At 35.2% G+C, this 22,985-nt stretch carries 20 protein-coding genes, 1 tRNA gene and 1 pseudogene; 4 read left to right on the top strand and 18 right to left on the bottom strand.

Annotation, left to right across the window (positions count from 1 at the left end):
• Positions 1–36 precede the first annotated feature (36 nt).
• From ACH2AZ_RS03845 to pncA, 3 genes are all read left to right on the top strand, one after another.
• Positions 37–483 carry a nucleoside deaminase gene (locus ACH2AZ_RS03845; RefSeq protein WP_394906720.1) on the top strand — a complete coding sequence of 149 codons (447 nt, stop codon included), beginning with the start codon at positions 37–39 and terminating at the stop codon, positions 481–483.
• A 224-nt stretch (positions 484–707) separates the two neighbouring features.
• Positions 708–2,114 (top strand): nicotinate phosphoribosyltransferase, encoded by a 1,407-nt coding sequence (locus ACH2AZ_RS03840; protein WP_394906719.1) that lies wholly within the window; start codon positions 708–710, stop codon positions 2,112–2,114.
• 2 nt (positions 2,115–2,116) lie between these two features.
• Positions 2,117–2,737 carry a bifunctional nicotinamidase/pyrazinamidase gene (gene pncA / locus ACH2AZ_RS03835; protein ID WP_394906718.1) on the top strand — a complete coding sequence of 207 codons (621 nt, stop codon included), beginning with the start codon at positions 2,117–2,119 and terminating at the stop codon, positions 2,735–2,737.
• On the opposite strand, the gene ACH2AZ_RS03830 is transcribed toward pncA, so the two are convergent.
• The 16 genes from ACH2AZ_RS03830 to ACH2AZ_RS03755 all read right to left on the bottom strand — a co-directional run bounded on the left by ACH2AZ_RS03830 (position 2,734) and on the right by ACH2AZ_RS03755 (position 20,473).
• Complete coding sequence (locus ACH2AZ_RS03830) at positions 2,734–3,972, bottom strand: PKD domain-containing protein (protein WP_394906717.1); 1,239 nt, start codon at positions 3,970–3,972, stop codon at positions 2,734–2,736. The genes pncA and ACH2AZ_RS03830 overlap by 4 nt on opposite strands.
• A gap of 146 nt (positions 3,973–4,118) precedes the next feature.
• A complete protein-coding gene (locus ACH2AZ_RS03825) occupies positions 4,119–5,384 on the bottom strand; it encodes a hypothetical protein (protein ID WP_394906716.1) in 1,266 nt (421 codons plus the stop codon).
• A gap of 168 nt (positions 5,385–5,552) precedes the next feature.
• A complete protein-coding gene (locus ACH2AZ_RS03820) occupies positions 5,553–6,074 on the bottom strand; it encodes a hypothetical protein (protein WP_394906715.1) in 522 nt (173 codons plus the stop codon).
• 460 nt (positions 6,075–6,534) lie between these two features.
• The gene (locus ACH2AZ_RS03815; RefSeq protein WP_394906714.1) at positions 6,535–7,236 is read right to left on the bottom strand and encodes a M48 family metallopeptidase; all 702 of its coding nucleotides are present in this window, start codon (positions 7,234–7,236) and stop codon (positions 6,535–6,537) included.
• Positions 7,236–10,352, bottom strand: a complete 3,117-nt coding sequence (locus ACH2AZ_RS03810; RefSeq protein WP_394906713.1) for a type I restriction endonuclease subunit R — start codon at positions 10,350–10,352, stop codon at positions 7,236–7,238. Before ACH2AZ_RS03810 ends, ACH2AZ_RS03815 begins: the two co-directional genes overlap by 1 nt.
• 1 nt (position 10,353) lies before the next feature.
• The gene (locus ACH2AZ_RS03805) at positions 10,354–11,313 is read right to left on the bottom strand and encodes a hypothetical protein (protein WP_394906712.1); all 960 of its coding nucleotides are present in this window, start codon (positions 11,311–11,313) and stop codon (positions 10,354–10,356) included.
• 2 nt (positions 11,314–11,315) lie between these two features.
• Positions 11,316–12,491, bottom strand: coding sequence for a toll/interleukin-1 receptor domain-containing protein (locus ACH2AZ_RS03800; protein WP_394906711.1), 1,176 nt, complete (start codon positions 12,489–12,491; stop codon positions 11,316–11,318).
• A complete protein-coding gene (locus tag ACH2AZ_RS03795) occupies positions 12,488–13,273 on the bottom strand; it encodes a TIR domain-containing protein (RefSeq protein ID WP_394906710.1) in 786 nt (261 codons plus the stop codon). The genes ACH2AZ_RS03800 and ACH2AZ_RS03795 overlap by 4 nt, the downstream gene beginning before the upstream one ends.
• A gap of 10 nt (positions 13,274–13,283) precedes the next feature.
• Positions 13,284–13,832, bottom strand: a complete 549-nt coding sequence (locus ACH2AZ_RS03790; RefSeq protein WP_394906709.1) for a toll/interleukin-1 receptor domain-containing protein — start codon at positions 13,830–13,832, stop codon at positions 13,284–13,286.
• Positions 13,833–13,834: 2 nt separating this feature from the next.
• Positions 13,835–14,371 (bottom strand): TIR domain-containing protein, encoded by a 537-nt coding sequence (locus ACH2AZ_RS03785; RefSeq protein WP_394906708.1) that lies wholly within the window; start codon positions 14,369–14,371, stop codon positions 13,835–13,837.
• A gap of 4 nt (positions 14,372–14,375) precedes the next feature.
• Positions 14,376–15,572, bottom strand: a complete 1,197-nt coding sequence (locus tag ACH2AZ_RS03780) for a restriction endonuclease subunit S (RefSeq protein ID WP_394906707.1) — start codon at positions 15,570–15,572, stop codon at positions 14,376–14,378.
• Complete coding sequence (locus ACH2AZ_RS03775; RefSeq protein ID WP_394906706.1) at positions 15,572–16,846, bottom strand: phospholipase D family protein; 1,275 nt, start codon at positions 16,844–16,846, stop codon at positions 15,572–15,574. The genes ACH2AZ_RS03780 and ACH2AZ_RS03775 overlap by 1 nt, the downstream gene beginning before the upstream one ends.
• 35 nt (positions 16,847–16,881) lie before the next feature.
• Positions 16,882–17,208, bottom strand: coding sequence for a hypothetical protein (locus ACH2AZ_RS03770; RefSeq protein ID WP_394906705.1), 327 nt, complete (start codon positions 17,206–17,208; stop codon positions 16,882–16,884).
• 148 nt (positions 17,209–17,356) lie between these two features.
• A complete protein-coding gene (locus ACH2AZ_RS03765) occupies positions 17,357–18,367 on the bottom strand; it encodes a virulence RhuM family protein (protein WP_394906704.1) in 1,011 nt (336 codons plus the stop codon).
• Between the two features lie 2 nt (positions 18,368–18,369).
• Positions 18,370–19,884, bottom strand: coding sequence for a type I restriction-modification system subunit M (locus ACH2AZ_RS03760; RefSeq protein WP_394906703.1), 1,515 nt, complete (start codon positions 19,882–19,884; stop codon positions 18,370–18,372).
• A 1-nt stretch (position 19,885) separates the two neighbouring features.
• The gene (locus ACH2AZ_RS03755; protein ID WP_394906702.1) at positions 19,886–20,473 is read right to left on the bottom strand and encodes a restriction endonuclease subunit S; all 588 of its coding nucleotides are present in this window, start codon (positions 20,471–20,473) and stop codon (positions 19,886–19,888) included.
• Between the two features lie 786 nt (positions 20,474–21,259).
• Here ACH2AZ_RS03755 and ACH2AZ_RS03750 point away from each other — a divergent pair.
• Positions 21,260–21,373: pseudogene (locus tag ACH2AZ_RS03750) on the top strand (transposase); the annotation flags it as partial.
• Between the two features lie 104 nt (positions 21,374–21,477).
• On the opposite strand, the gene ACH2AZ_RS03745 reads toward ACH2AZ_RS03750, so the two are convergent.
• A tRNA-Asn gene (locus ACH2AZ_RS03745) sits at positions 21,478–21,551 on the bottom strand.
• A gap of 84 nt (positions 21,552–21,635) precedes the next feature.
• Positions 21,636–22,955: an RIP metalloprotease RseP gene (gene rseP / locus ACH2AZ_RS03740; RefSeq protein ID WP_394906701.1), complete on the bottom strand. Its 1,320-nt coding sequence runs from the start codon at positions 22,953–22,955 to the stop codon at positions 21,636–21,638.
• Positions 22,956–22,985: the final 30 nt, after the last annotated feature.

Below are 22,985 nucleotides of genomic sequence, written 5' to 3'. Positions count from 1 at the left end.
CTTTGCAAAGGTAAAACTTGCAAACGATATTTAACCATGCTTTCTCCTTTTGATGACACCTATTTTATGAAAAAAGCCCTAGATGAAGCGCAAAATGCCTATGAACGCGAAGAAATACCTGTAGGCTGTGTCATTGTAAGTGGTGAACAGATTATTGCTCGCGGACACAATTTGACCGAGAGCCTAAACGATGTTACCGCCCACGCTGAGATGCAAGGAATTACCGCTGCTGCAAATTACCTGGGCGGCAAATACTTAAAAAATTGCACTCTTTATGTTAGCTTAGAGCCTTGCCAGATGTGCGCTGGAGCTTTATATTGGAGTCAGATAGATCGAGTGGTTATTGCTGCCGAAGACCTGCATCGAGGTTACCGACAAATGGGCGGATGCCTACACCCAAAAACAAAAGTTGAATTTGGTTTATTACAAGAAGAAGCCGCACAACTGTTGCAAAGTTTTTTCAAAGAACGTAGGATGAAATAAAACACTTTTATAGCCTAATTTTTATGGTTATTATTTAATAAGCTTCTTTATCAACCTGTTAGGGATAGCAGCGGTTACCCTGCAGGTGGCCTTAAGCCACCGAAGCGTATGAGCGTATAGCCCGGCTGCCGATGACATGAGGCAGAACAGCCTAACATAATTCCTTTAACATTCGAAAAGCCTTTTCTAAACGCAATTGCTTATCTTTGATTAAAAAATTTATCGTGCCCAATTATACCGCCACATACACCGATTTGTACCAGCTTAGCATGGCACAGGTTTATTTTAATGAAAATCATCACAGTCAAAAGGCAGTTTTTGATTACTATTTTAGAAAAAATCCTTACCAAGGTGGTTATACTGTTTTTGCAGGTTTAGAAACGCTGCTTGAAAATCTAAACGACTTTCAGTTTTCGAAAGAAGAGCTTGATTACCTAGCTGGGCAGCATTTTGAAGCAAAATTTTTAAACTATTTAAAAGATTTTCGCTTTCGCGGATCGATTTATTCTGTATTAGAAGGTGATGTGGTATTTCCCAATCAGCCTATCTTGCGGGTAGAAGGCTCACTGCTTGAAGCCCAATTAATTGAGACTTTTTTATTGAATATGCTCAATTTTCAGAGTTTAATCGCTACCAAAGCGCGCCGCATGCGTTATATCGTCCCCGATGGCGTCTTACTCGATTTTGGTCTGCGAAGGGCTCACGGTCCTGGTGGTTATTATGCCTCGCGTGCTGCTTTTATTGGTGGCTTTAATGGCACCAGCAACGTAATAGCGGCTAAGCAGTTTGACATACCTGTATCGGGTACCATGGCGCATTCTTTTGTGCAAAGTTATGACGATGAGCTCCAAGCTTTTAGAGATTTTGCGCAAAACCGTCCTAAAAATTGCGTTTTATTGGTTGACACCTACAACACTTTAAAAAGCGGATTACCACACGCTATCACGGTAGCAAAAGAAATGGAAGAGCGCGGAGAAAAGTTAATGGGTATTCGCTTAGATAGTGGCGATTTGGCTTATTTTGCTAAAGAATGCAGAAAACGACTCGATGAGGCAGGCTTGTCTTATGTGAAAATTGCCGTTTCAAATCAGTTGGATGAGTACGTTATTAAGAGTTTGCAAGAGCAAGAGGCACCAATAGATATTTATGGTGTAGGCACCAATTTGGTGGTAGGAAAACCCGATGCAGCTCTTGGCGGAGTTTATAAATTAGTGGCGTACAACCAAGAACCCAGAATAAAAATTTCTGAGAATATTGCCAAAATTACTATGCCCTACTCCAAACAGGTTTATAGGTTAAGTCTAGCAGACGGGCGCTGGATAGGTGCAGATGCGGTAGCGCTAAGCGATGAAACCGAATTTGATAGCATTCACCATCCGTTTGATCAATATAAAAGTATGAAAATTGAGCATCTAGAAAAAGAAGCTTTGTTGCAACCCGTTATGCTAAACGGAGAACGCTTTCATGCGCCAAAATCGCTACAAGCAATAGCCGATTATAGTGCAAAACGCTTTGCTCAATTACCCCTGGAGTATAAACGTTTTAGCAATGCGCATCACTATAAGGTAGGGATAAGTAAAAAACTGAGAGACGAAAGAGATGCTTTAATTAAACAGTATAAAACTATTTAAAAATGCAGGCAACAGCCTTACTACTTGTAGATATTCAGAACGATTTTATACCTGGCGGGTCCTTAGCTGTTCCCCAGGGCGATACGATTATAAAAGTGAACAACCATTTGCAGCAACATTTTGACCTGGTTGTTGCCACACAAGATTGGCATCCTTCGGGACATATTAGTTTTGCTAGTGAACACGCTAATCACAAGGTTTTTGAGTCGATTAAAATTGATGGTATAGACCAAACGCTTTGGCCCGAGCATTGCGTTCAAAATTCATGGGGTGCCGACTTTCATCCCGATTTAAACACCCAGAAAGTAGAGGCGATTTTCAGAAAAGGAACTAACCCAAAAATCGATAGCTATTCTGCTTTTTTTGACAATGCGCATTTAAAAAGTACAGGGCTCACGGGCTATTTAAAAGAGAAAGGTGTTAAGCACATTTACTTTACTGGTTTGGCTGCCGATATTTGTGTATATTTTTCGATTAAAGATGCTTTGCAAGAAGGCTTTAAGTGCACACTTATTGAAGACGCGGCCAAAGCTCTTGACCAAAATATTTACCAAGAGCAAAAGCAGGAATTAAGTGCGTTGGGGGTGCAGTATGCTACTAGCGATACCTTCGCATCGATTTAACGCAATTTGACAAACGAATAAATTTGCTGGTTGTCTAGGCGCAGAAAATACCTGCCGGCCGCCAAATGTTGTAAATCTATTTGCTCTTGAGGCATTAATTGTCCTTGCTTGAGGGTTTTCCCCTGTAAATCATAAATGCTGTATGCAAGCTTGGCTGAAGCTCCACTAAGACTCAATTGTTGATGAAGCTGATCAAAAATTAGAGCGATGGTCGGTGATTTTATTGCATTTATCTCAAGCTTATCAACCTGAATATTTTTTTGTTCGGTTACCGTCTTGTTGCAGTAGGCTGCTTGTAAACTAACCGTATAATCACCTGGTGTAGCATAAGTGTGTTGGGGTTGCACTTGCGTGGAAGTATTTCCATCGCCAAAATCCCATTCTAGCGTTTCAAAAGTACTAGAACTTGCATCAAACTGAACCTGCATTTGATTGCTATTATAGCTGAATATCGCCTGAGCCAAATTGGGCGTGAAATCATAATTGCCCCACACATCATAAAGTTCAGTTTTCACCGCAGCTTTAATAATTTGGGCATCATTGGCCGATAAATTACCCAAGTAAGCTAATTGAGTAGGATCTTCATTAAATATACTAGTAAAAAACGTACATGCAGCCGCAAAGCTACCTGTATAATTGGGGTGTGAACCGTCTGAGGTATATAAATTAAGATTAGGGTGATTAGTACGTAAATTGCGCCATACTCTACCTACTGGAGCTACTTGGGTTTGGTTAATCTGGCCTAAATCCATATAAGTGTTGTAAATAGCATCATCCATACCGGTGTAAGTACATACCCAAGGAGCATAGGGGCAATTTCCGGCATCTCCGTTCTCTCTTCCCCAAGTCATAAATAACATAGGAACGGTACAGTTCTGATTGGCGGTTATTTTCTGAACAAGCGACGCCACGTGCGGATAAACTTCTTGCTGCATCTGCGCCATTCCAAAACTTGTTTCCTGACTTTGACCTTGTAAAATCACGGCATCCCAAGCTTGCTGATTAATTAAATTGGTAACCTGTGCATTAGCATCATGATTCAAAAAACGTGCTCCCCCAGGGGTAAAAGCTACCGCATTTAATTGATGTCCCGCATTATTAGCCATATCGATAACCAATTGCGCCAGATTATTGGCTCCTGTATAGGAATTACCTATAAATAAAACCGACTTTGATTGTTGTGACCAACTAAGGCATCCGTAAAGTAAAATGAAAATATATAAATAATGGCGCATAGTTTATCTTAAAAAGCAATAAATATACATTTTTCAAAGCAAATTTAAATAGCATTAAAAACGAAATTGAAGGAGTAGTATAGATAATAAATATAAAAAGCCAACCTTGAGCGGTTGGCTTTTAAATTGTGAAGAGTGTTATTTTTTTATTTCAACAAGCTAAAATGATAGCCTAGTACTACACCGATATTGCTATATTCACTATCCCAGGTCATATAATTTCGGAGTATGTCTCTTGGGGTCTGATAGCGAACGGCTATACTGTAACGGTTGTTATACTTAAAACCAGCTCCCAATGAAAAACTTGTACCCGATTGCACAGTCAAAGCAGGTCTTTGCCCGTCAAAACTAACTTCTGAGTCTGAAAAAGGTGTATCTACAATAAAGCCTGCCTCTAGAAATAATTTAGCTTCTTTGTTTAAATAAAAATAATGCCGCCCTCCAAATATGACTTCAATTGAGTTGTAGCTTACCTCATTTATGTAGCCCTCAATGGTTTTACTCCCCTTAAAACGCTGAAAAAAAGTTGGCTCTACAAAAGCCGCCCATTTGTTGTTGTGAACAGGTAAGACATATTCAATTTCAATCCCAGCGGTAAAACTGGTTTGATCATCAAATTTTGGCTTACGCGCATCACCTATAAGCGGTGCACCAGTAATTTCGAAAGATGAATTTCTAAAACCAGGTTTTATACCCAAGAATAAGTATGCTTTATCTTTAGTTTCCTTCTCTAGGTCATAGGTATAATTGGTTGTTTTTTCTAATTTTGGCACATCCTTATTAGTCTTAGTCGCATCTGACTCAAAACAAGCATTATACTTTATAAAATAGTTCATCAAATCACTTTTCTTATAATCTAATCTGGTGATTTCTTTAGTCGAAATTTGTTCGCAACGCATATGATTAAATAATTGTTGCTGGTACCTATTATTAGTAGTGATGCGATCATACTGATCGTAATACTTTTTATAAATCAGCGGCTCTACCCTACCATCTGTCTTCGCATAAAAAAAGCGTCTTAAGTTCCCAGATTCATAATAATACAACTTTGCTTTACCCGAAACCAGCAGTTCCAAAATTAAGGTAGCTTCTTCAAGCTTAGATTGTCGCACGTGACTTAATATATTTAAATTATCTGTGCTTCGATCGATTTGCACCGTATGTCTTTCAAATCTACGTCCATGATTCAGGCCAAATGCCAACAGATTTTTTATTTCGGCTGACTGCACTTTTCCTGTTGGAGTGTTTCTGTATTTTATAGAAGTGGGCGTAGCCTTCCAGTCTTCATCACGGATTTCAACTTGTTGCTTTACCCCAGAATTATTTACGATATAACCGGGCAAATACTGTGTTTGACTCAAAGCAATTTGGCAGCAAAAAAGCAGCAAACTGGCAAGTATTAATTTTTTCATTTGGTTTTATTTATGTAAAACCCGCAAATATAAGCTAATGTTAAAATTTACCTAAAATAAAGCAGGTAAATTTGATTTGTTTTTAGAAGTAACAAAAAGAATTACCCAGCAGCCGCTACTAAAAAATCCGCTTTAAGCGGATTTTAATCAATTGAAATCTAATTTAATTTATGATTTACTTTCAATCATGATTTGATTTGGAGTGCGCTTAACCCTTATGTTTAAGGATTTTGTTGTTGAAGAATTTTCAGCCAATTTGCGAGCTGCTTTGGCAACCTTTTTTTGCATAATTTCATTATCCTCGAATGTAGCCATTTTTTTCCAGGCATTTTTCTGCTCAGCATCTTTGGTATTCGCTAGTCCTGCACTGGTAGCTGGTTTTAAAGTCAGAATATTATCATCAATAGTGAATTCAAAACCGATATAATACGATTCTGACTCTGGGGCGAAATCTAGGGCATACAATTCTTCTACCCAAGAAGAAATTAAAGTATCTAAATCATGCTCACTTAAGTCGTAGGTAGATTCAAGAAAATTATCTGGCAGGTTTATAGACAAAGGAAAAATCTTAAACTCTTCTGCTGGCACTACTTCTACCGTGTTGGATGCTGGAATTAATTCCTGTTCTGATTCACAAGCTATAAAAAATGCACTAAGCACTAAAATGGGAAATACAATTATTTTTTTCATAATTTTAATGAATTTTATAATTATTCATAAAGCAATAATAATAATAATAATAATAAACAAATTATAAAAAAAAATTGAAAACAAGATCTATAGTACTTTTATAAAAAGATGCATAAAAAGTAGAGTAAGCACAACTACTTCTTCTATCAACTAATTTATCAGGTACCAAATTGGTAACAACAATCGTTTAGCCTTGTAATTAAGCGAATGACCTCCTCCAAGACTATTGCTATAAAATTTCTATAGTTTGAAATACTAATTTACTGTTGAATTTGCTTAAGGAATGTGCCATTTACTTAGCATGCTTTGGCTAAAAATACTGATTATGGTAATGGAGCGTCTATCCGATAGGTAGGTGCGTAGTGGACATAACTAGTATTGCGCACGAACGTAAAGCTTTTGCGAGTGAATGAATGTAGCTTGCGAAAGGAATGAATGAGTAAGTGCTGGAAGTGTGGCGTTATGATAACTTATTCTCTAACTTATCCTTCCACTTTTTCCAATTAGGCATTATGGAAGTCAAGACATTGTAAAACTCTTTATTGTGTTTTGGTATTACAAGATGGCACATTTCGTGGATCAAAACATACTCAATACATTTAGAAGAAGCTTTTATAATTTCAGGATTGATGGTGACTTTATCTATTGTATTACAGCTTCCCCAGCGTTTAGCCATTCTTCTAATTTCAATTGTGGGCATTTTGATATCGTACTCTTTAAATTTCGCGAAAGCGTCGATAGCTATTTTGTTGAATTTCTTTTCGGCGTGCTCATAATACCATTTTGCCAATAGTTTTTTTACCAATTCTTGATTAGTTGTTTCTTTACAGGTTACTTGTAATCTACCCGCTTTAAGTTTTACTTGATTCTTGTTGCCGGCAATCACTTTTAAAAGGTAGGATTTACCAAGATAAAAGTGAGTTTCACCAGAGATATATTGTCGCTCTGGAGTTCGTGGTAGAAATTGTTCAAAGTATTGTTGTTGTTTGATAATCCAGGATGCTCTTTTTTCGACTTTTAAATCAATATCTTTTACAGAACTATCTTCTGGAGCAATGATATGAACAGAGCTATCTGGATGTACCTCAATAGCTAAGGTTTTGCGCTTAGACCGCTGCAGCTCGTAAAAGATTTCTTTGGTGCCGTATTGTATACTTCTCATTAGAAATTGTTTTTAGCTACACGCAAGCACTTGATTAATATGGCATCGATTTCATCAAAACTGATTTCAATACCTAATTGGCTTCTTTTACCAATCAAATAATCTTCTATTTGATTTTCCATTTTGTTTTGAATGTCGACATTCTTTTTCCAATCTGTGATGATAAGACTGTTTACAATCTCTTCAATTTCAACTCCTGCCTCTGCAACTTTTTGTTTGCTAATTTCTTTATCCAGTTTTTTGTTGAGTACTTCATTTAAAGCTCCGTAAAAAGCTCTCGCTCTTGGGTTGTTTTGTACTGCATTTGGAATACCTTCTTGATAGCCGTTCTCTAGGTCGTCTCTTGTTTTTTGCATTGCCTCGAGGTATTCTTTTTCAGTAAGTCTACCATCGTAAAAGTCTTTAATGGTTTGCTCTATCAACTCTGAGAATTTTTTGTAAAAAGCCTCATCTTTCTCCATATTTTCTGTGATGACTTTTTTCATTTGGTGGGCTATAAAGTCTGCTTTAGAAGCTGGTGTTTTGCCATAACTTTCTAATGCCTCTTGTACCATATTTTTGTCAAAAATATTTACATCACGAGATAGTACTTGTACATTGTCGGCATCTATATAAGTATCTAATAGCTTACGTACACGTGGTTCGTATTCTTTATAAGATACTTTCTCGGCATAACGGAATTGCACTGATAGACGTAAACTTTGGAATTTCTTTAATTCGCTTTTATAAAAGCCAATTTGCTCTGTTGTAAATTCATTATAAAAGTCGTCTGAAGCTAATGCGGTTTGGAGTATTCTAGCAAATGCAGAAACACGGTCGTAAAACTGATCACGAATGTCTTTATCTGCTATGTGCCTTTCTAGCGCTTCAATATCTTTTTTGTCATAAACCTCTTTAAAAATATCCCAAACCTCTGCGTGACGTATAGGAACTTTACGTATTTCATCTTTTACATCGACTACGGTGTTTTTTAAGTCCTCTTCATCAAAATCCTCTAAAGCACTGTACTCTGTTAGTGCCTCATCAAGTTTTCCTAAAATACCTACGTAGTCTATAATATGGCCATACTCTTTACCTTCAAATAGACGATTTACTCTTGCAATAGCTTGCAATAAGTTATGTGCCACTAGTGGTTTTGCTAAATATAGTACCGTGTTTCTAGGTGCATCAAAGCCAGTTAATAATTTGCTGACTACGATAATAAGTTCAACCTCCTTGCTATCTTCTTTAAAACGCTGAATTACATCTGTTTCATACGCTTCTTGGTCATTATGGCGTTCTAAGATTTGTTTCCAATATTTTTGCGATTCGCTAGAGCTTTCTGACCACACATCATCGTTATCTTGTCTGCTATCTGGTGGTGTGAAAACTACACGTGTATTAATTCTAAGAGAAGGATCTGTTTGCGCTTCAAAATACTTTTGGTATTTGATGGCTACATCTATTCTAGGAACTGCTAACTGTGCTTTGAAACCTGTGTTCTTCCAATTGTCTCGAAAATGTTCTGAAATGTCATAGGCTATTTCTTCAATCACATTATCAGACTCGTAGATCTTGGCTATGGTGGCAAACTTCTTTTTTAAATCTTTACGCGCTTCTTCATTTAGCGGTGCTGCTAGACGCTCAAAGCCTTTATCTATTTGTTTTTTGTTGATACTCAATTTTGCAGAGCGTCCTTCGTATAGTAATGGTAATACTGCACCATCTTTTACTGCTTGGTCTATGGTGTATTTATGAATAAAACCACCAAATTTTTTAGAGGTACTTTTTTGAGACTTCATTAAAGGTGTACCGGTAAAACCAATATATGAGGCATTAGGTACAATACGCTTCATATTTGCGTGTGCGCTACCGTACTGACTGCGGTGACTTTCATCTACGAGTACAAATATGTTTTGAGACTCCTCTTTAAAAGAAGCGCGTTTTGTGGCTACTTCAAATTTATCAATGATGGTAGTGATGATTTCATTGCCTTTGTCTTGCAATAGCTCTACTAAGTCATTACCACTTTTTGCCTTCTTGACATTTTTACCACAGTTTACAAACGTTTTAAATATTTGTTTGTCTAGGCTTATTCTATCGGTTACAATGATTACTCTAGGTGATTCTATTGTCTTATCTAGCGCCAGTGCTTTAGAAAGCATTACCATTGTTAATGACTTACCACTACCTGTAGTGTGCCAAATTACACCACCTTGACGGTTACCTTCTTTGTTTTTAGTTTTTACGCGCTGTATGGTTTCTTGTACAGCAAAGTATTGCTGGTAACGACATATTTTTTTGTCTGGACCATCAAAAACGATGTATTTATAGGTTAAATCGAGTAATCTTGCAGGCTTACACAGCGCATAAATGCCTTTATCTTGCTCTGTAACTAATCTTTCTTCAGCTAGCGTGTTATTAGTCTTCTTTTTAAGTAGCTTGGTAATTTCACGTTCTGCATCCTCTTTCCATACACTCCAGAATTTGGCTTTGGTACCAGTAGCTCCATACTTTACTTCATTAGGATGTACTGCTAGTAACAACTGTGCGAAGTAAAACAGTCTAGGAATGCCTTCGTCCTCTCTTTGGTTGCGAATGTTTTGAGAAATAGCTTCGTCTAGCGCTTCATTTTTATCACGACGTTTATTCTCTATAACTACAAAGGGAATACCATTAACGAATAGTACGATATCTGGACGACGTTTGCCTTTGCGACCTTCTACCTCAAATTCTTCTGTTACGTGGAAGACATTATTTTCTGGATATTCCCAGTCTATGTAGTTTACGGTATAGGCTTTACGGTCTCCTTGAACCGTCTCGTTAAAACTTTTGCCTAGTGTAATTAAATCATACACACGCTCATTAGTTTGTACTAAACCCTCATTAGGTACATTTTTTAATGCGTTAATAGCGCCTTGAATACTACCAGTAGAGAATTGGTAGGCTTCTCCTTTGTACTCAAAAGCATTAATTTTAGCTAACTGAGCTGCTAGTATATCATCTAGAATGACGTTAGTGTATAGCTCACCACGTGCTTTAAACACCTCGTCTGGTGATATGTATTGCCAGCCCATTTTTTGTAATAGAGAAAGTGCTGGTTTTTGAGAGTCGTTATATTCTGAGTAGTTTACCATCTTATTTTGATAATGTTTTATTTAGTCCTTTCATAATTAGGAAAATTATTTCCGAAGTATGAACTGTACTAAATAGTCTTATGTTTTCTTCAACTGACAAACCATTGTTTTTAGCTAATCTATCTAAAGTATAATTGTTTAGAAACTCTAAATTTGACTTATAATCTATTTTTTCTTCACTATTTATAGAATTGTAGTGACTTACAAACTCTTTATAAATTTTGTTTTGTGATGATTGCCATTCAATTGTCAGTTCTTGTGGTTTATTGCCTTTAAGAGCTTCAATGATTCTAGATGTTAGGCCGCCATATACGCCCATAAAATATACAGGTGTATCATTTTTTAATGCAAGAGTGGATTCTTCTAAAAGACCAGGATATTTGCCTTTAAAATTGGACATACTACCACCAGTAAAAATTCTAGCATCAGTGTTACTTTGCATCTCTTCTCTCATCTTCGTTAAACTTTCTGACCATATGAAAAGATTATCATTTCCTTCAGGAGGATAGAATTTTGACTCATCAATATCTAAATTTGCTGGTGGCTGAACTTTTATAGGTAAAACACCATTTTTTCTAAATTCTAAAACATCAGTAGTCTTAAGATTAAGATGAATAGGAAAACTGAAGTAATTTTTAAAAAAAGTCTTACCTGCTTCTTTACTAGGCCTATACTGATATATTAAGTTTGAGAATAATCTAGTGTATCCATTTTGACGTAAATCTCCGCCATATATCAAATTACTACCGTGTATTATTAAAAACCTGGTTATCTCAGTTATTAGATTTTTTTGATGTTTTAATGAGAAACCTAAATTTTCTATTTCAGGACTATTGCTAATTGAAATAGCAACATTTTTACCGTCAAAAAGATGAACTTCTCTTTCTTTTAACGTTTCTTTTAGTTCGTCAGCAACATACTTATCTAAATCCTTGTTAGTTACTTTATTTTCTTTTTTCATATCTATAAAATATATGTTGGTAATAAAAGAGGTGTTATAAATTTAATTTTCTTGTCTACATCATTTAGCAAGCTGAGTTCCTCTATACCAATTGGTGGATCTGGATATAAAACAATAAGAGATTTAACTTTCTTGTTGTCTGATTTGAGATTCTCTATATCAATATAGTTAAATAATTCTGGTGCTTTGGGAAGCACTAAACAACTATGTTTTTTTTCCAATTCATACATCTCAACGATTGATTTCAAATAAAGTTCGTTGTATTTATCGCTGATAATTTGCGATAAAATTAGATTTATAATTTCTTCAAAATTGTTGTTCCAAGTGATAGTAGGAAAATTTCCACTATAAGGGAAACTTCTTCTTTCTCCTTTTTTAATATCCATTACACCTATAATTGGACATCTATATCTTTTAGCAATAATGATTTCTTTTCTACACCATTCTCTATCGGAATATATATCTGTATTGAATATTACAAATGCAGAGTGGTCTATATGTTTTTTTATTTCCTGTTCAAATTGATGTCCATCTGCTATATCATTAGCGTCAAAAAATGCTTTCAGTTTAGTATTACTGTAAATATGATTTCTAAATTGTATCGCTAAATCTTTACCGTCATCCTTGGCGTGCGAAATAAATAATTTAATTGGCGGATCACTGTGTATTTCAGTATCATATTTTTCCTTAACGTTAAATAAAAATTTTGCAATGCTTTCAAGTAGTCTGTATTTAATAACTCTATTATTAACATCAAAAGAATTCTTATCTGGATAAAAATGGCTTTCATCTGTCTTAATAAATTGAAAATTATTTAAGTGCTCTGGGTTGAAATCAAATGCGTATTTACTAAATGGTACAGGAAGTATTCTTGTGTTTTTAGGTTTTGATTTTATTAAATCATCTATAGCAGTTGTCCAATTCGTGTCATTAAACATATAATCATCCACCAAAATGATAAGAACATTTTTTTTAGACTCATTAAATGGTATTTCAGCAAAGGTTTCCTTGTTATGAGGCAATGACCTATAATTAACAGGTATGTCATATTTGGCGTGTGTTACGTTACCGTTTTCCCCACTGTAAGTTTTATATATACTTTCTGCATAATCTATACCTTCTTTAAAATCTGGGTGCCATAAAACATAAATTGATAAAGGGCTTTTAAACTTTTTCATTCGCATAAATTTTTGGTTAATCTTGGTATTGCTAGGTTTTTAATTTTATCTAACTCACTTCTTCGCGAGAATGCCAACTCAATAGCATCCTGAAGTTCTTTCCTATCTTCTGTCCAATCTATTACTACTGCATATCCTGACTCTATATTTGCATAAAATCTTTCTGAATAATAATGCTCGCTGTATGTTGCACCTAAACCATAATCTGGATGAGAAGGAAGTCTAATTCCTAATAACCCTGCATATCTATCTCCAACCTTTTTATTTAATGCACCACCTATTTCCCAATCAACGTGCTTTCTACATTTAGTCTTGGGACCTAACAAAACAGCAATTACTGTTGTGTCTTTCATATAACCTTGATTAATCAATCTATGTATATAATCGTCACTATTTTCGCCGTTGATCTCGTCTAGCATAACAGATTGATTAATTATTAAATCACTAAAAAGATTATCAAATTCTTGCCTTTTTAATTGATCATCATTGTGATAATAGCTTACAAATACATTACGTTTGGAAATGTTTTTTGGAAAAGAGTAACCCCATTTAAAACAATCATTTTCAACTCTAAAAACATCTTTGCGATACCATAAGCCTTTTACATTCTTATATACACCTCCAATGGTGTGCCCTGAGTTAAATTGATTGACAAGCCAATTCCTGTCTTTAGTTTCAAATATCCCTACAGAATTTCCATTTACTAAACCAACTTTGACAGTGTCTATTAATTGTACAGTATCTCTAAAAGATAGCTTTGATATTAAATATTCTTTACTCATAATTTCTCTTTTATAATTCCCAGTCTAAAACATTATCCAACGAATGCATAGTATTGGAATGTGCTTTTATATACCCATAAGACTCTAGGACTGGTTGAGGTCTACCTATAATACTCGCTAAATAAGTGTTTAATGATTTTGTTCCTCTTACGACAGGTACGGTTTTTATATAATCAGGTAGAGATTTGTTAGAAATACCTTTAAGAGTAAGTGCTCCAATAGTTGTTTTATCATAACCATAACCTATTTCCCAAGGAACCCATTTTGAATTTATAGTACTTGGTGAAATAACACATAACATATGAGAACTATTATTAATCCCATTTCTAATACAACGTACCACACCAGCTGGATTATTAGTTTGAACTTGATGTTTTAAATCATAATCATATTCATCTAAATAAACGTCTATACCAGCTTTCATAATATAAGTTGCTATTTTTTTGCAATATTCAAGGTCACTTTTGTGATGACTTATGAAAATACATTTCTTACCTATAGATAGGTTTATTTTAGCTTTACTCTCATTGAGGCTGTGCGCTCTGTTAATACCTGACATAATTATATTTTAAATCCTAAAAAGTTGAACGCATTTCTATCTAATCTTTCTAGATTATTGACTATCTCGTGATTAGCATTGTCTCGTTTCCAAATTGCATAGTTGATTTTACTTTCTAAATCACGTTGAACATTTTTCCATCTCATTGAGACTGCGTAACCTGAATCAATATTAGCTTGTAAACGGTCTGGAACAGAATGATTCGCTACTGGTAAGTACACTGCTAGCAATCCTTTGGGTCTGAATGAACGTTTAGGGTTTTTACTGTTATTATAGCCTCTAAGAGATGCCCATAATTCCCAGTCTATCCATTTTCTATGACCTGTTCTTTCTCCTATAAGGACAATTGTAACTGAACAAGAGCGCATTTTATCTCTTATAACCTTATAAATTTGTTCTTCAGAATAGTGAGAGATATCATTTTTTAATGAATAATCTGCTACTTTCATCCCACGTTTTATTTGACGCAGTTCTTCAACATATTGCTGATCATAATCGTGATGATAGCTCACAAAGAAATTTCTTGTTTGTTTAGCCATAGTCCTAAATTTTCACCCTTTTCTCACCAGTTAACAACTGCTGCATTAAACCTTGTTTTTGTGTTTTTAAATGCTCAACTTTTTCCTTTAAGATGTCAATTTCTTTGTTTTTGGAAGAAAGCACATCTGCTATTTTCTTTTGTTCTTCTAGTTTTGGTTTTTTCAATTTGAAATTTAGGATGGGCTTTTGAGAAACTAATGGTTGACCACCTTTATTTCTAAGTCTGTCTAGTTTATAATATTCAAGCAGAAAAGCGAAAAATAAAATGTTATCTTTTTTACTAAAAGATTTGGTATACAGGCAATTATCTGTAATCCAAATATCGTTGTCAACATAGTGCACAACACCACAATATTCGCCAACTCGTCCAATCAAAATAACTTTACCTTTGCTAAAAATAGAATCAGTATAACCACTAATACCGTTACCTCCATAAACAGGGATTGAGTGTTTAGTTGAAGGTTTTTCATAAGTGTTTTTTGGTTTTGTTTTACCACTACTTAGTGTAAACACTTCTTTTAATTTCACCTCTTCCCACTCCTCAGTAAACCCATCAAAACGCTTCTTACCAGTAAGTAGAGCTTGCATAAGCCCTTTTTTAAGTGCTTGTTTTTGTGCAATGAGCTGTTCTTGTGCAGCGATAGCTTTGTCCCAGGTGTTGAGGATGTTGGCTATTTTTTGTTGTTCTGGGAGTGGTGGGATACGTAAAGGGCAATCAAGAACTTGTTGTTTTCTTAGATTAGTCTGTTTAACCCCATCATCAAATTTTAAATAATATCTATTTCTATTCAAACTATAAAATAAATACTTACTATCTATTCCCTTCGTTGTTAACCCACCAATACGTTGGTTTAGAGTGTATTTATTACTTTCATTAACATAAAAACACTTAGCTATCGCTCTACCATTTGGAATATCACTCATAACTATAGCAATATTGTCTTTTTCTAATGGAACTAATTGGGAATTAGTTTTTTTAAATACAAGTCCTTCTGTAGAGACAAACTTTGAATTTACTAGATAAAAATCACCATCCTCATCAATAAGTTTTTCGTGTCCTTTACCGTTTTTAAATCTAGCAACATCTTCAAGCTTTAAGATTTTCCACTCCTCAGGAATCCATCCTAATTTGGTTTTTTTGTAGCCTGGTTTTGTTTGTTCTTTCGCGAAAGCGGTATTGTTTATAGCTGTATTGTTCATTAAAATGTGTGCTTAAAAAGTTGGTATAGAGGATATAGTTTTTCAAAGTCATTCATTATCGTGGTAACAATATTGTTGTCTGAAATTGCTCTGTCATCAGGTCTATATATACGTCCAATCCTGAAATAATAAATTTTAGGGTTGTCTTGCAACGTGAATTCTTTAAGATCTGTCGCATCTGTAAAATCGGTTACAGGTACTTCTTCATCTGCAATGGTTATTGTAAATGATTTATCAAGCTCTTTAATTAGTTGATAATATTGTTTTGTGAAATCAGGATTGCTTTTAAGTTGTTTTTTAATGTAGTCTCTATCTGGATAACTACCATCGTTTTTTCCCACACGCAGTTCTACCCATAAATAGTCTTTAAGAATTAAAATCTCTAAACGCATATGGTATAATGATGTCATATTATCTCCATACTGGTTTTTATAATCTTCAAGTTCTTCCTCACTGCGACCGTAATGTAGCCATATAGCATTAAGGCTGCTCGATGCACGCTCGTTATGTCTAAAAGAAGATGTAAGGTGTTGTGACTGGTGGTGCGCATATATTTCCCAACCCTTTTTATTTATTAATGGGTAGATGCGATTGTGTAATTCTTCTAATTTATTACGTACTTCTAGTCGTTCTTTAATAGGGCCAGGCTCGTCTAAGATTGGTTTGGGTGCTGTAAAAGCGTCATAATGCTTAAATGTAAAAAACTGGCCTGTAAAATCGTAATCTTTTAATGCTACCGCTCCTTTAGTTACACCAGTAGCCTTTTTAAATTGCTTTGTAAGTGATTGTAATTGCTTTTCTTTATCCCTAAGTTCTGTATAAAACAGTTTATAGTCATTGAGCCATTCTTGAGTAAGTATGGTGCCTAAGTTGTAATAAGTCTCGTACCAATTTAATAAATCATCTACTGTATCTTCATCTTCAATTTTTAAACTCATTTCTATATTAGCATTTAAACCGCCTTTAGTGCAGTTACCAGAACCTACAAACGCCGTCCACTCTTCATTAATTCTAAATAAGTACACTTTAGGATGAAAGAAATGATTTTTTACATCATAAATTTTAGTTGCAACTTTATTATCTATTAGTTTTTGCAATGCGCTAGGTTGTGTAGGTAAATCGTATCCTACCAGTATTTCCAAAGTACAGTCTTCATCTCTATCATCAAATAAGGATAGGCCATAGTCTGTTATCATCGCTACAGCGATGCAAATTTCATCTGCTTTACGGATGAATTTTTTAAACTCGGTTTCTAGTTTTAGTACTTTGGTCATTCTGTTTTAAGTTTAAATGTTTTTAAAGCATTTATTTAGTTAGATAGGTATTGCTCATAATACTCTTGTGTATCATTTGAAAGTTTATAATAATAAGCTGCAGCATCTGATGGAGATAACTCCTGCATTCTAACAGTGTCTATTTTATAATTAGCGTCGTCTACAGTTACAAGATGAACATCTGTAATTTTGCGTTTTGGATCAAAGTGTAAAACAATACGTGGTTGCATTGCGATTTCCTCTAGTTGTATATGAGAAGCATCAATGAAGATTGCTACAACGGATTTAGGATTGATGTTCGCTATATCTGTTAACAATCTCTCTTTGTAATCTTCAGCAATGTTTTTTGCGTAGTTAGGCATAAAGACTCTTACATTATTATACTTAGGGTTGTTTGCGTATAGTTGTGCAATCAATCCTGCCATTTCTAATGTATAATTCCAAACTTCATTCATATTCTTTATAATTTAAGCTTTCGTGAAAGCGGTGTTATCTGTAACTGCTTTCATATTATTTTTTCTTTTTAATTTTCTCAGCTAGAGCTTTTAATTCCTCAAGTTCCTTACGGTCTGCTTCTTCAGCAGCTTCTTTTTTGCGCAGCTTATCATAAGTTACATAGTGCATACGAACTTTTTTCTCCATTGCTTTGTGTGATATTTTTCCTGGTGTTTTAAGTACAGGAAATTCATTGAAAGCAATGAGCTTGTCTAGATTGTTTTGCCAGTAAGACATTGTAAGGTCTTGCTGGTTTTTTACACGTAATTCTGCCTGTTCTAAAAAGATAACTACGAGTCTGTTAAGGCTGTCTAGCTCATCTGCAACTAGGTAATTTTTTGCAGTAGTGATATCTTGTTTGCGCACCACATTACCTTTCCAGTTAGTCAATCCCATATTGGGCTTACGTGCATCTGCTCTAGCAACAATAAGCTCTGCAGCTGTCTGTCGTGTTACTGCAAAAAGTAGTTTGTTTTGTGCCTCTGCAAAGAACATTTGTGTCGCCTTGTCTGTAGGGTCGTAATCGCTACTTAAACTAAAAAGGTCACGTACTTTCTGGTAAAAGCGTTTTTCACTTGCACGTATATCACGTATACGCTCTAGTAACTCATCAAAATAATCTGGGCGACCATCAGGATTTTTAAGACGCTCGTCGTCCATAATAAAACCTTTACGCATATATTCAGCAAGGTTACGTGTAGCCCATTGTCTAAACTGTACACCGCGTTTACTGCGTACACGATAGCCTATGGCCAGAATCATTTCTAGTGCATAGAATGACACCTCATATTCTTTACCATCTGATGCAGTTGTTAAGTAATCCTTAATAACTGAATTAGGGCTTAACTCCTTGTCTTTCAGTATGCTTTTAATATGCATACTGATATTAGGAACAGAGGTGTCAAAAATTTCAGCGAGCTGTTTTTGATTGAGCCATACGTTATCATCACGTTCAAATAAAGCTACCGATGCTTTACCATCTGAACTGGTGTAAATGATGATGTTATTTTGTTCGTTATTTTCCATTTTTAATACCCTAGTTCTTTTAAATGCCTGTTCATTTCTGCGCGTACTTCTACGAGCTGGGCTTCCAGTTGTTCAATGTTTTTTTGAACCTCTGCAATATCTACAGGTTCTTCCTCTTCAAAAGTGTCTACATAGCGCGGTATGTTTAAGTTGTAATCATTCTCTGCGACTTCGGCAGGAGATACCACAGCACTGTATTTATCTACGGTAGCAAACTCTTTATGAGTATTTACAATTTTCTCAATATCCTGCTTACGTAATACGTTCTGCTTTTTACCATCATCAAATTCTTTACTGGCATCTATAAATAAGATGTCCTTAGTTGTTTTGGCTTTGTTAAAGATGAGAATGGCAGCCGGTATACCCGTACCATAAAATAGATTAGTAGGTAAGCCTATAACCGCTTCTAATAGATTTTCTTCTATAAGCTTCTTGCGTATCTTTTGTTCTGCGCTTCCGCGAAAGAGGACGCCGTGCGGTACAATAACACCTACTTTACCCGTAGGCAAGGTAGTTTCTATCATATGCAGGATAAAGGCATAGTCTCCTTTAGATTTAGGTGGTACACCACGCATAAAACGCTTGTAGCGATCTGCCTCTGCGTTTTCGTGTCCCCATTTATCTAAACTAAATGGTGGGTTTGCTACTACAATATCAAACTTCATTAAAACATCGCCTTCTAGCAGTTTAGGGTTGTTTATGGTATCGCACCACTCAATTTGTGCAGCATCCATACTATGCAAGAAACAGTTCATCTTACTTAGTGCCCAGGTATCACCATTACTCTCCTGACCATACACAGCAAAATCGTTAGACGGATTGCCGTCTTTATCTTTTGTTTCTTCAGCTACTTTAATAAGTAGTGAACCAGAACCACAAGTAGGGTCAAATATTCGATTTCCTTCTTGCGGAGCTACTAATTTTGCCAATAGGCTAGAAACCTCTTTTGGTGTAAAAAATTCACCGCCTTTTTTACCAGCTCCAGAAGCAAATTTTTCTAGCAGGTACATATAGGCTTCACCTAAAATATCTTGTTTACCTTCCCATTGTGATGGACGGAAATCGAGTTCGGGCTTTGCAAAATCGTTAATTAGATTTTTTAAACGACGGTTACGGTCTTTAGTTTGACCCAGCTTTTCTGAGTTGAAACTGATGTTTCTAAAAACACCATCGAGTTTTTCAATATTTGCCTCTTCAATTTTTGCAAAGATGGTGTCAATTTTCTCACCTATATCTGTATCGTTTCTATGCTCATAGATATAATCAAAGGTGCAGTTGTCTGGTAATACAAAACGCTCTCTTCTTAGTTTACGTTGTATAAGTTCGTCATCATCACCATAGCGTTCTTTTAGTTCGTTATAGTGATCTTTCCAGACATCACTTAGGTATTTAATAAACATAAAAACGAGGATGTAGTTTTTGTATTCTGACGAATCAAAAGCACCTCTAAATGTGTCGCAGGCATTCCATAATGCTGCATTTATTTCCTCTTGAGTGGGTTTTGTTTGGTTTGACATTTTATAGTGCGTTTAATAATTGAGTTGTTGTTAATTGATTTTTTAATGCAATGATTTTATGGCTTAATGCTAGTTCCTTATTATGTAAACTGGCTACTTGGGCTATTTTATGTTGTGTTTCTAATGACGGTAAAGCAATAGGCGCTTCTTCTAAAATAGGCTTACTAATGCTTTTAGTGTAGGTTCCTGTCTCGTTAGATTTAAAATAATTTTGGACCTCAGTTTGATTGAGGTACCAGGCTACGTAAAAAGGATTAGCTAACCTGGTGTCAACTTTGAGAACAAACAGCGCAGATGAAGCTATAGTAGCAGTGTCATCAATTTCTTCAAAAACTAGCGAAAAATTGTTAGTCCCTTTAGCTATGAATAACACATCACCAGTTTCAAGGAAGTATTTGTCTTTTATTTTTTCGCGCTCCACAAGAGTGCAGTCTTGCCCAATTGCGGTATAGTCATTTTCAAAATCTTTAAGCTGTATCACACGAACACCTCCATTGTGAGTATGCTGAATTTTACCTCTAAAGGAATATCCAGAAGACAAGCCTTTATAGCTTAAAATAGATTTTAATGATACAATCTCACATTGCATAATTTATATTACATAATTATTAGGATGCAAATATATTTAGTATTTAGGAGTTGTGCAAATTTATTTTTGCATAATTACTATGATGCATTTTTAATTATGTTGTTTTATGGTAGAATGTTTGGTTTTGATATGTAAGCTATTGCTATGAAAATCTTATTTACTCGTGGTTATACATAAAAGCTCTATTCAACTTAAAAAATAAATTTGATTTTCGAAAAAGCCTTTTCTAACACATCTATAAAGTATAATAATTACGATTTTCATAGGCTTTAACTTTTTTTTAAATGAACCGTGCAATGAAGGCATTTGAGCATTGCTAGATCTCTTTCACCCTTCTCTTTCAAGTCCAGATGAAGTCAATCTACTCCAATTCAAATACCTATCAAAAGCGTACTGAGTCCACACTGAGTCCACAGTGAGTCCACGGTGAGTCCACTATTTTGTGGACTTAGGTATACTCATAATAGATTCAATATGGATTCAGAATTGAAACAATTTGGTTTAAACCTTGCTTTGATGTAAAGTTAGTATACTTAAAGACTAAGTCAGTTTTAAGCAAGTAAGGTTTAAAGAGTAACAAAATTTAAATACGGTCCAGGGTTTAAAATACAGTGCTTTATGAAGGAGTCATCTACCCGGAATTGAAAAGTATTTTAAGCAAAATTAAGAGGAGTAAGAAGAACTGAATTCTTCCTGTATAGACTTGAAAAATTATTTGCTTAAAAAATCAAAAACCCAGAAAATGGGATTGATCCCTCAAAAACCCAGAAAATGGGATTGATCCGTACAAATGCATCAGCAGAATCTTTTAATGCAAAAATTAAAGCATTTAGAGCTCAATTACGAGGAGTAAGAAGAACTGAATTCTTCCTGTATAGACTCGAAAAATTATTTGCTTAAATACTCAAAAACCCAGAAAATGGGATTGATCCAAAATATATACGTAATAAGACATCAAATTAGGATAAAAACAAAAAAGCCTTACATTGCTGTAAGGCTTTTCGCTCCTCTTCTTGGGCTCGAACCAAGGACCCTCTGATTAACAGTCAGATGCTCTAACCAACTGAGCTAAAGAGGAAGGTTATTTTGCTTCGCTATGATTGCTTAGCGGATGCAAATATAAAAGCTTTTTTCAATTGAACAAAACTTTTTTTAATTTTTTTTACTCAAACAACCATCGGTACACATCATTTCCGTTGGCATATAGCACCAAAGCGATTAAAATAAAGAAACCAACCATTTGGGCATACTCCATAAATTTATCGTTAGGTTTACGTCCTGTAATCATTTCGTACAATAAGAACATCACGTGCCCACCGTCTAAGGCCGGAATTGGTAGAATGTTCATAAAGGCTAAGATAATTGAAATCAATGCTGTGGTTCCCCAAAAGGCTCTCCAATCCCAAGCATCTGGAAATAGATTACCAATTGCACCAAAACCTCCCACTTGAGTGGCTCCTTTTTTAGTAAACACATACTTAAACTGTGCTACATAATCGTGAAGAGTCCAATAAGTATAAGAAAAACCTTGCGAAATACTTTCGCCCAAACCGTAGGTACGTTCTTCAAAAGTAACTGGTAAAGGTTTCGCTCTCAATCCAAAAATATTCTCTTCTCCTAAGTTCACCGGTAAATTCAAAGTATCTGCTCCTCTTAATACACTAAGCTCAACTCGTTTTGCCTCGGTCTCATTTTTATATCGGTTGAATTCTGCAAAATTATTTACTGCCTGATTGTTAAATGCAATTACTCGATCTCCTGCCTTTAGTCCGGCTTTATCAGCAGGGCTATCGGTGGTTACAGAATCTATTGTATTACTTACCATAGGCGAAAAAGGCTGGGTAAAACCTGCCTTAAAAAGTTGCACGCCGATATCTTCTGGCAATTGCAGCATTTCCTTAGTTCCGTCTTGGTGTAATACCTCAACCTCACTAGCATCGCGAACCATCAAATAACTATTAATACTCAATTGGTTCTCTAAGGCTTCGCCATTTACACTCACAATACGGTCACCATCTTTAAAACCGTATTCTTGTAAAGGCTCAGCCACACTAAAACCGTTAGGTATCCCATCTTGCGTAACATAATTACTCCCCCAAACAAAGAGTATCATCATATAAATAAGAAAACCCAAGATGATATTAACCGTAACCCCACCAATCATAATAATTAATCTCTGCCAAGCTGGTTTACTCCTAAACTCCCATTCTTTAGGTTCTTCGGCCATCTGTTCTTTATCCATACTCTCATCTATCATTCCAGATATTTTCACGTATCCGCCTAAAGGCAACCAGCCAATCCCATATACCGTATCGCCAATTTTTTTCTTAAAAAGCGCGAATTTTACATCAAAAAATAAAAAGAATTTTTCAACACGCGTTTTAAAAATTTTAGCCGGTATAAAATGACCTAATTCGTGTAAAACAATTAAAAATGAAAGGCTTAATAGTAACTGTATCGCTTTTATCGCAAATGGACTCATATTTTCTACATTATAAAAATCGCACAAAAG

Source organism: uncultured Mesonia sp. (genome assembly GCA_947499595.1).
Classification (GTDB): Bacteria; Bacteroidota; Bacteroidia; order Flavobacteriales; family Flavobacteriaceae; genus Mesonia; species Mesonia sediminis.
The sequence above is the reverse complement of the archived record's forward strand: the minus strand, read 5'-3'. Positions and strand labels throughout refer to the sequence as shown.

Excerpts from the sequence above, each read along its gene's own strand:
- ACH2AZ_RS03845 (WP_394906720.1), top strand. The coding sequence starts at position 37 with ATGCTTTCTCCTTTTGATGACACCTATTTTATGAAAAAAGCCCTAGAT.
- pncA (WP_394906718.1), top strand. The coding sequence starts at position 2,117 with ATGCAGGCAACAGCCTTACTACTTGTAGATATTCAGAACGATTTTATA.
- ACH2AZ_RS03830 (WP_394906717.1), bottom strand. The coding sequence starts at position 3,972 with ATGCGCCATTATTTATATATTTTCATTTTACTTTACGGATGCCTTAGT.
- ACH2AZ_RS03825 (WP_394906716.1), bottom strand. The coding sequence starts at position 5,384 with ATGAAAAAATTAATACTTGCCAGTTTGCTGCTTTTTTGCTGCCAAATT.
- ACH2AZ_RS03820 (WP_394906715.1), bottom strand. The coding sequence starts at position 6,074 with ATGAAAAAAATAATTGTATTTCCCATTTTAGTGCTTAGTGCATTTTTT.
- ACH2AZ_RS03815 (WP_394906714.1), bottom strand. The coding sequence starts at position 7,236 with ATGAGAAGTATACAATACGGCACCAAAGAAATCTTTTACGAGCTGCAG.
- ACH2AZ_RS03810 (WP_394906713.1), bottom strand. The coding sequence starts at position 10,352 with ATGGTAAACTACTCAGAATATAACGACTCTCAAAAACCAGCACTTTCT.
- ACH2AZ_RS03805 (WP_394906712.1), bottom strand. The coding sequence starts at position 11,313 with ATGAAAAAAGAAAATAAAGTAACTAACAAGGATTTAGATAAGTATGTT.
- ACH2AZ_RS03800 (WP_394906711.1), bottom strand. The coding sequence starts at position 12,491 with ATGAAAAAGTTTAAAAGCCCTTTATCAATTTATGTTTTATGGCACCCA.
- ACH2AZ_RS03795 (WP_394906710.1), bottom strand. The coding sequence starts at position 13,273 with ATGAGTAAAGAATATTTAATATCAAAGCTATCTTTTAGAGATACTGTA.
- ACH2AZ_RS03790 (WP_394906709.1), bottom strand. The coding sequence starts at position 13,832 with ATGTCAGGTATTAACAGAGCGCACAGCCTCAATGAGAGTAAAGCTAAA.
- ACH2AZ_RS03785 (WP_394906708.1), bottom strand. The coding sequence starts at position 14,371 with ATGGCTAAACAAACAAGAAATTTCTTTGTGAGCTATCATCACGATTAT.
- ACH2AZ_RS03780 (WP_394906707.1), bottom strand. The coding sequence starts at position 15,572 with ATGAACAATACAGCTATAAACAATACCGCTTTCGCGAAAGAACAAACA.
- ACH2AZ_RS03775 (WP_394906706.1), bottom strand. The coding sequence starts at position 16,846 with ATGACCAAAGTACTAAAACTAGAAACCGAGTTTAAAAAATTCATCCGT.
- ACH2AZ_RS03770 (WP_394906705.1), bottom strand. The coding sequence starts at position 17,208 with ATGCCTAACTACGCAAAAAACATTGCTGAAGATTACAAAGAGAGATTG.
- ACH2AZ_RS03765 (WP_394906704.1), bottom strand. The coding sequence starts at position 18,367 with ATGGAAAATAACGAACAAAATAACATCATCATTTACACCAGTTCAGAT.
- ACH2AZ_RS03760 (WP_394906703.1), bottom strand. The coding sequence starts at position 19,884 with ATGTCAAACCAAACAAAACCCACTCAAGAGGAAATAAATGCAGCATTA.
- ACH2AZ_RS03755 (WP_394906702.1), bottom strand. The coding sequence starts at position 20,473 with ATGCAATGTGAGATTGTATCATTAAAATCTATTTTAAGCTATAAAGGC.
- rseP (WP_394906701.1), bottom strand. The coding sequence starts at position 22,955 with ATGAGTCCATTTGCGATAAAAGCGATACAGTTACTATTAAGCCTTTCA.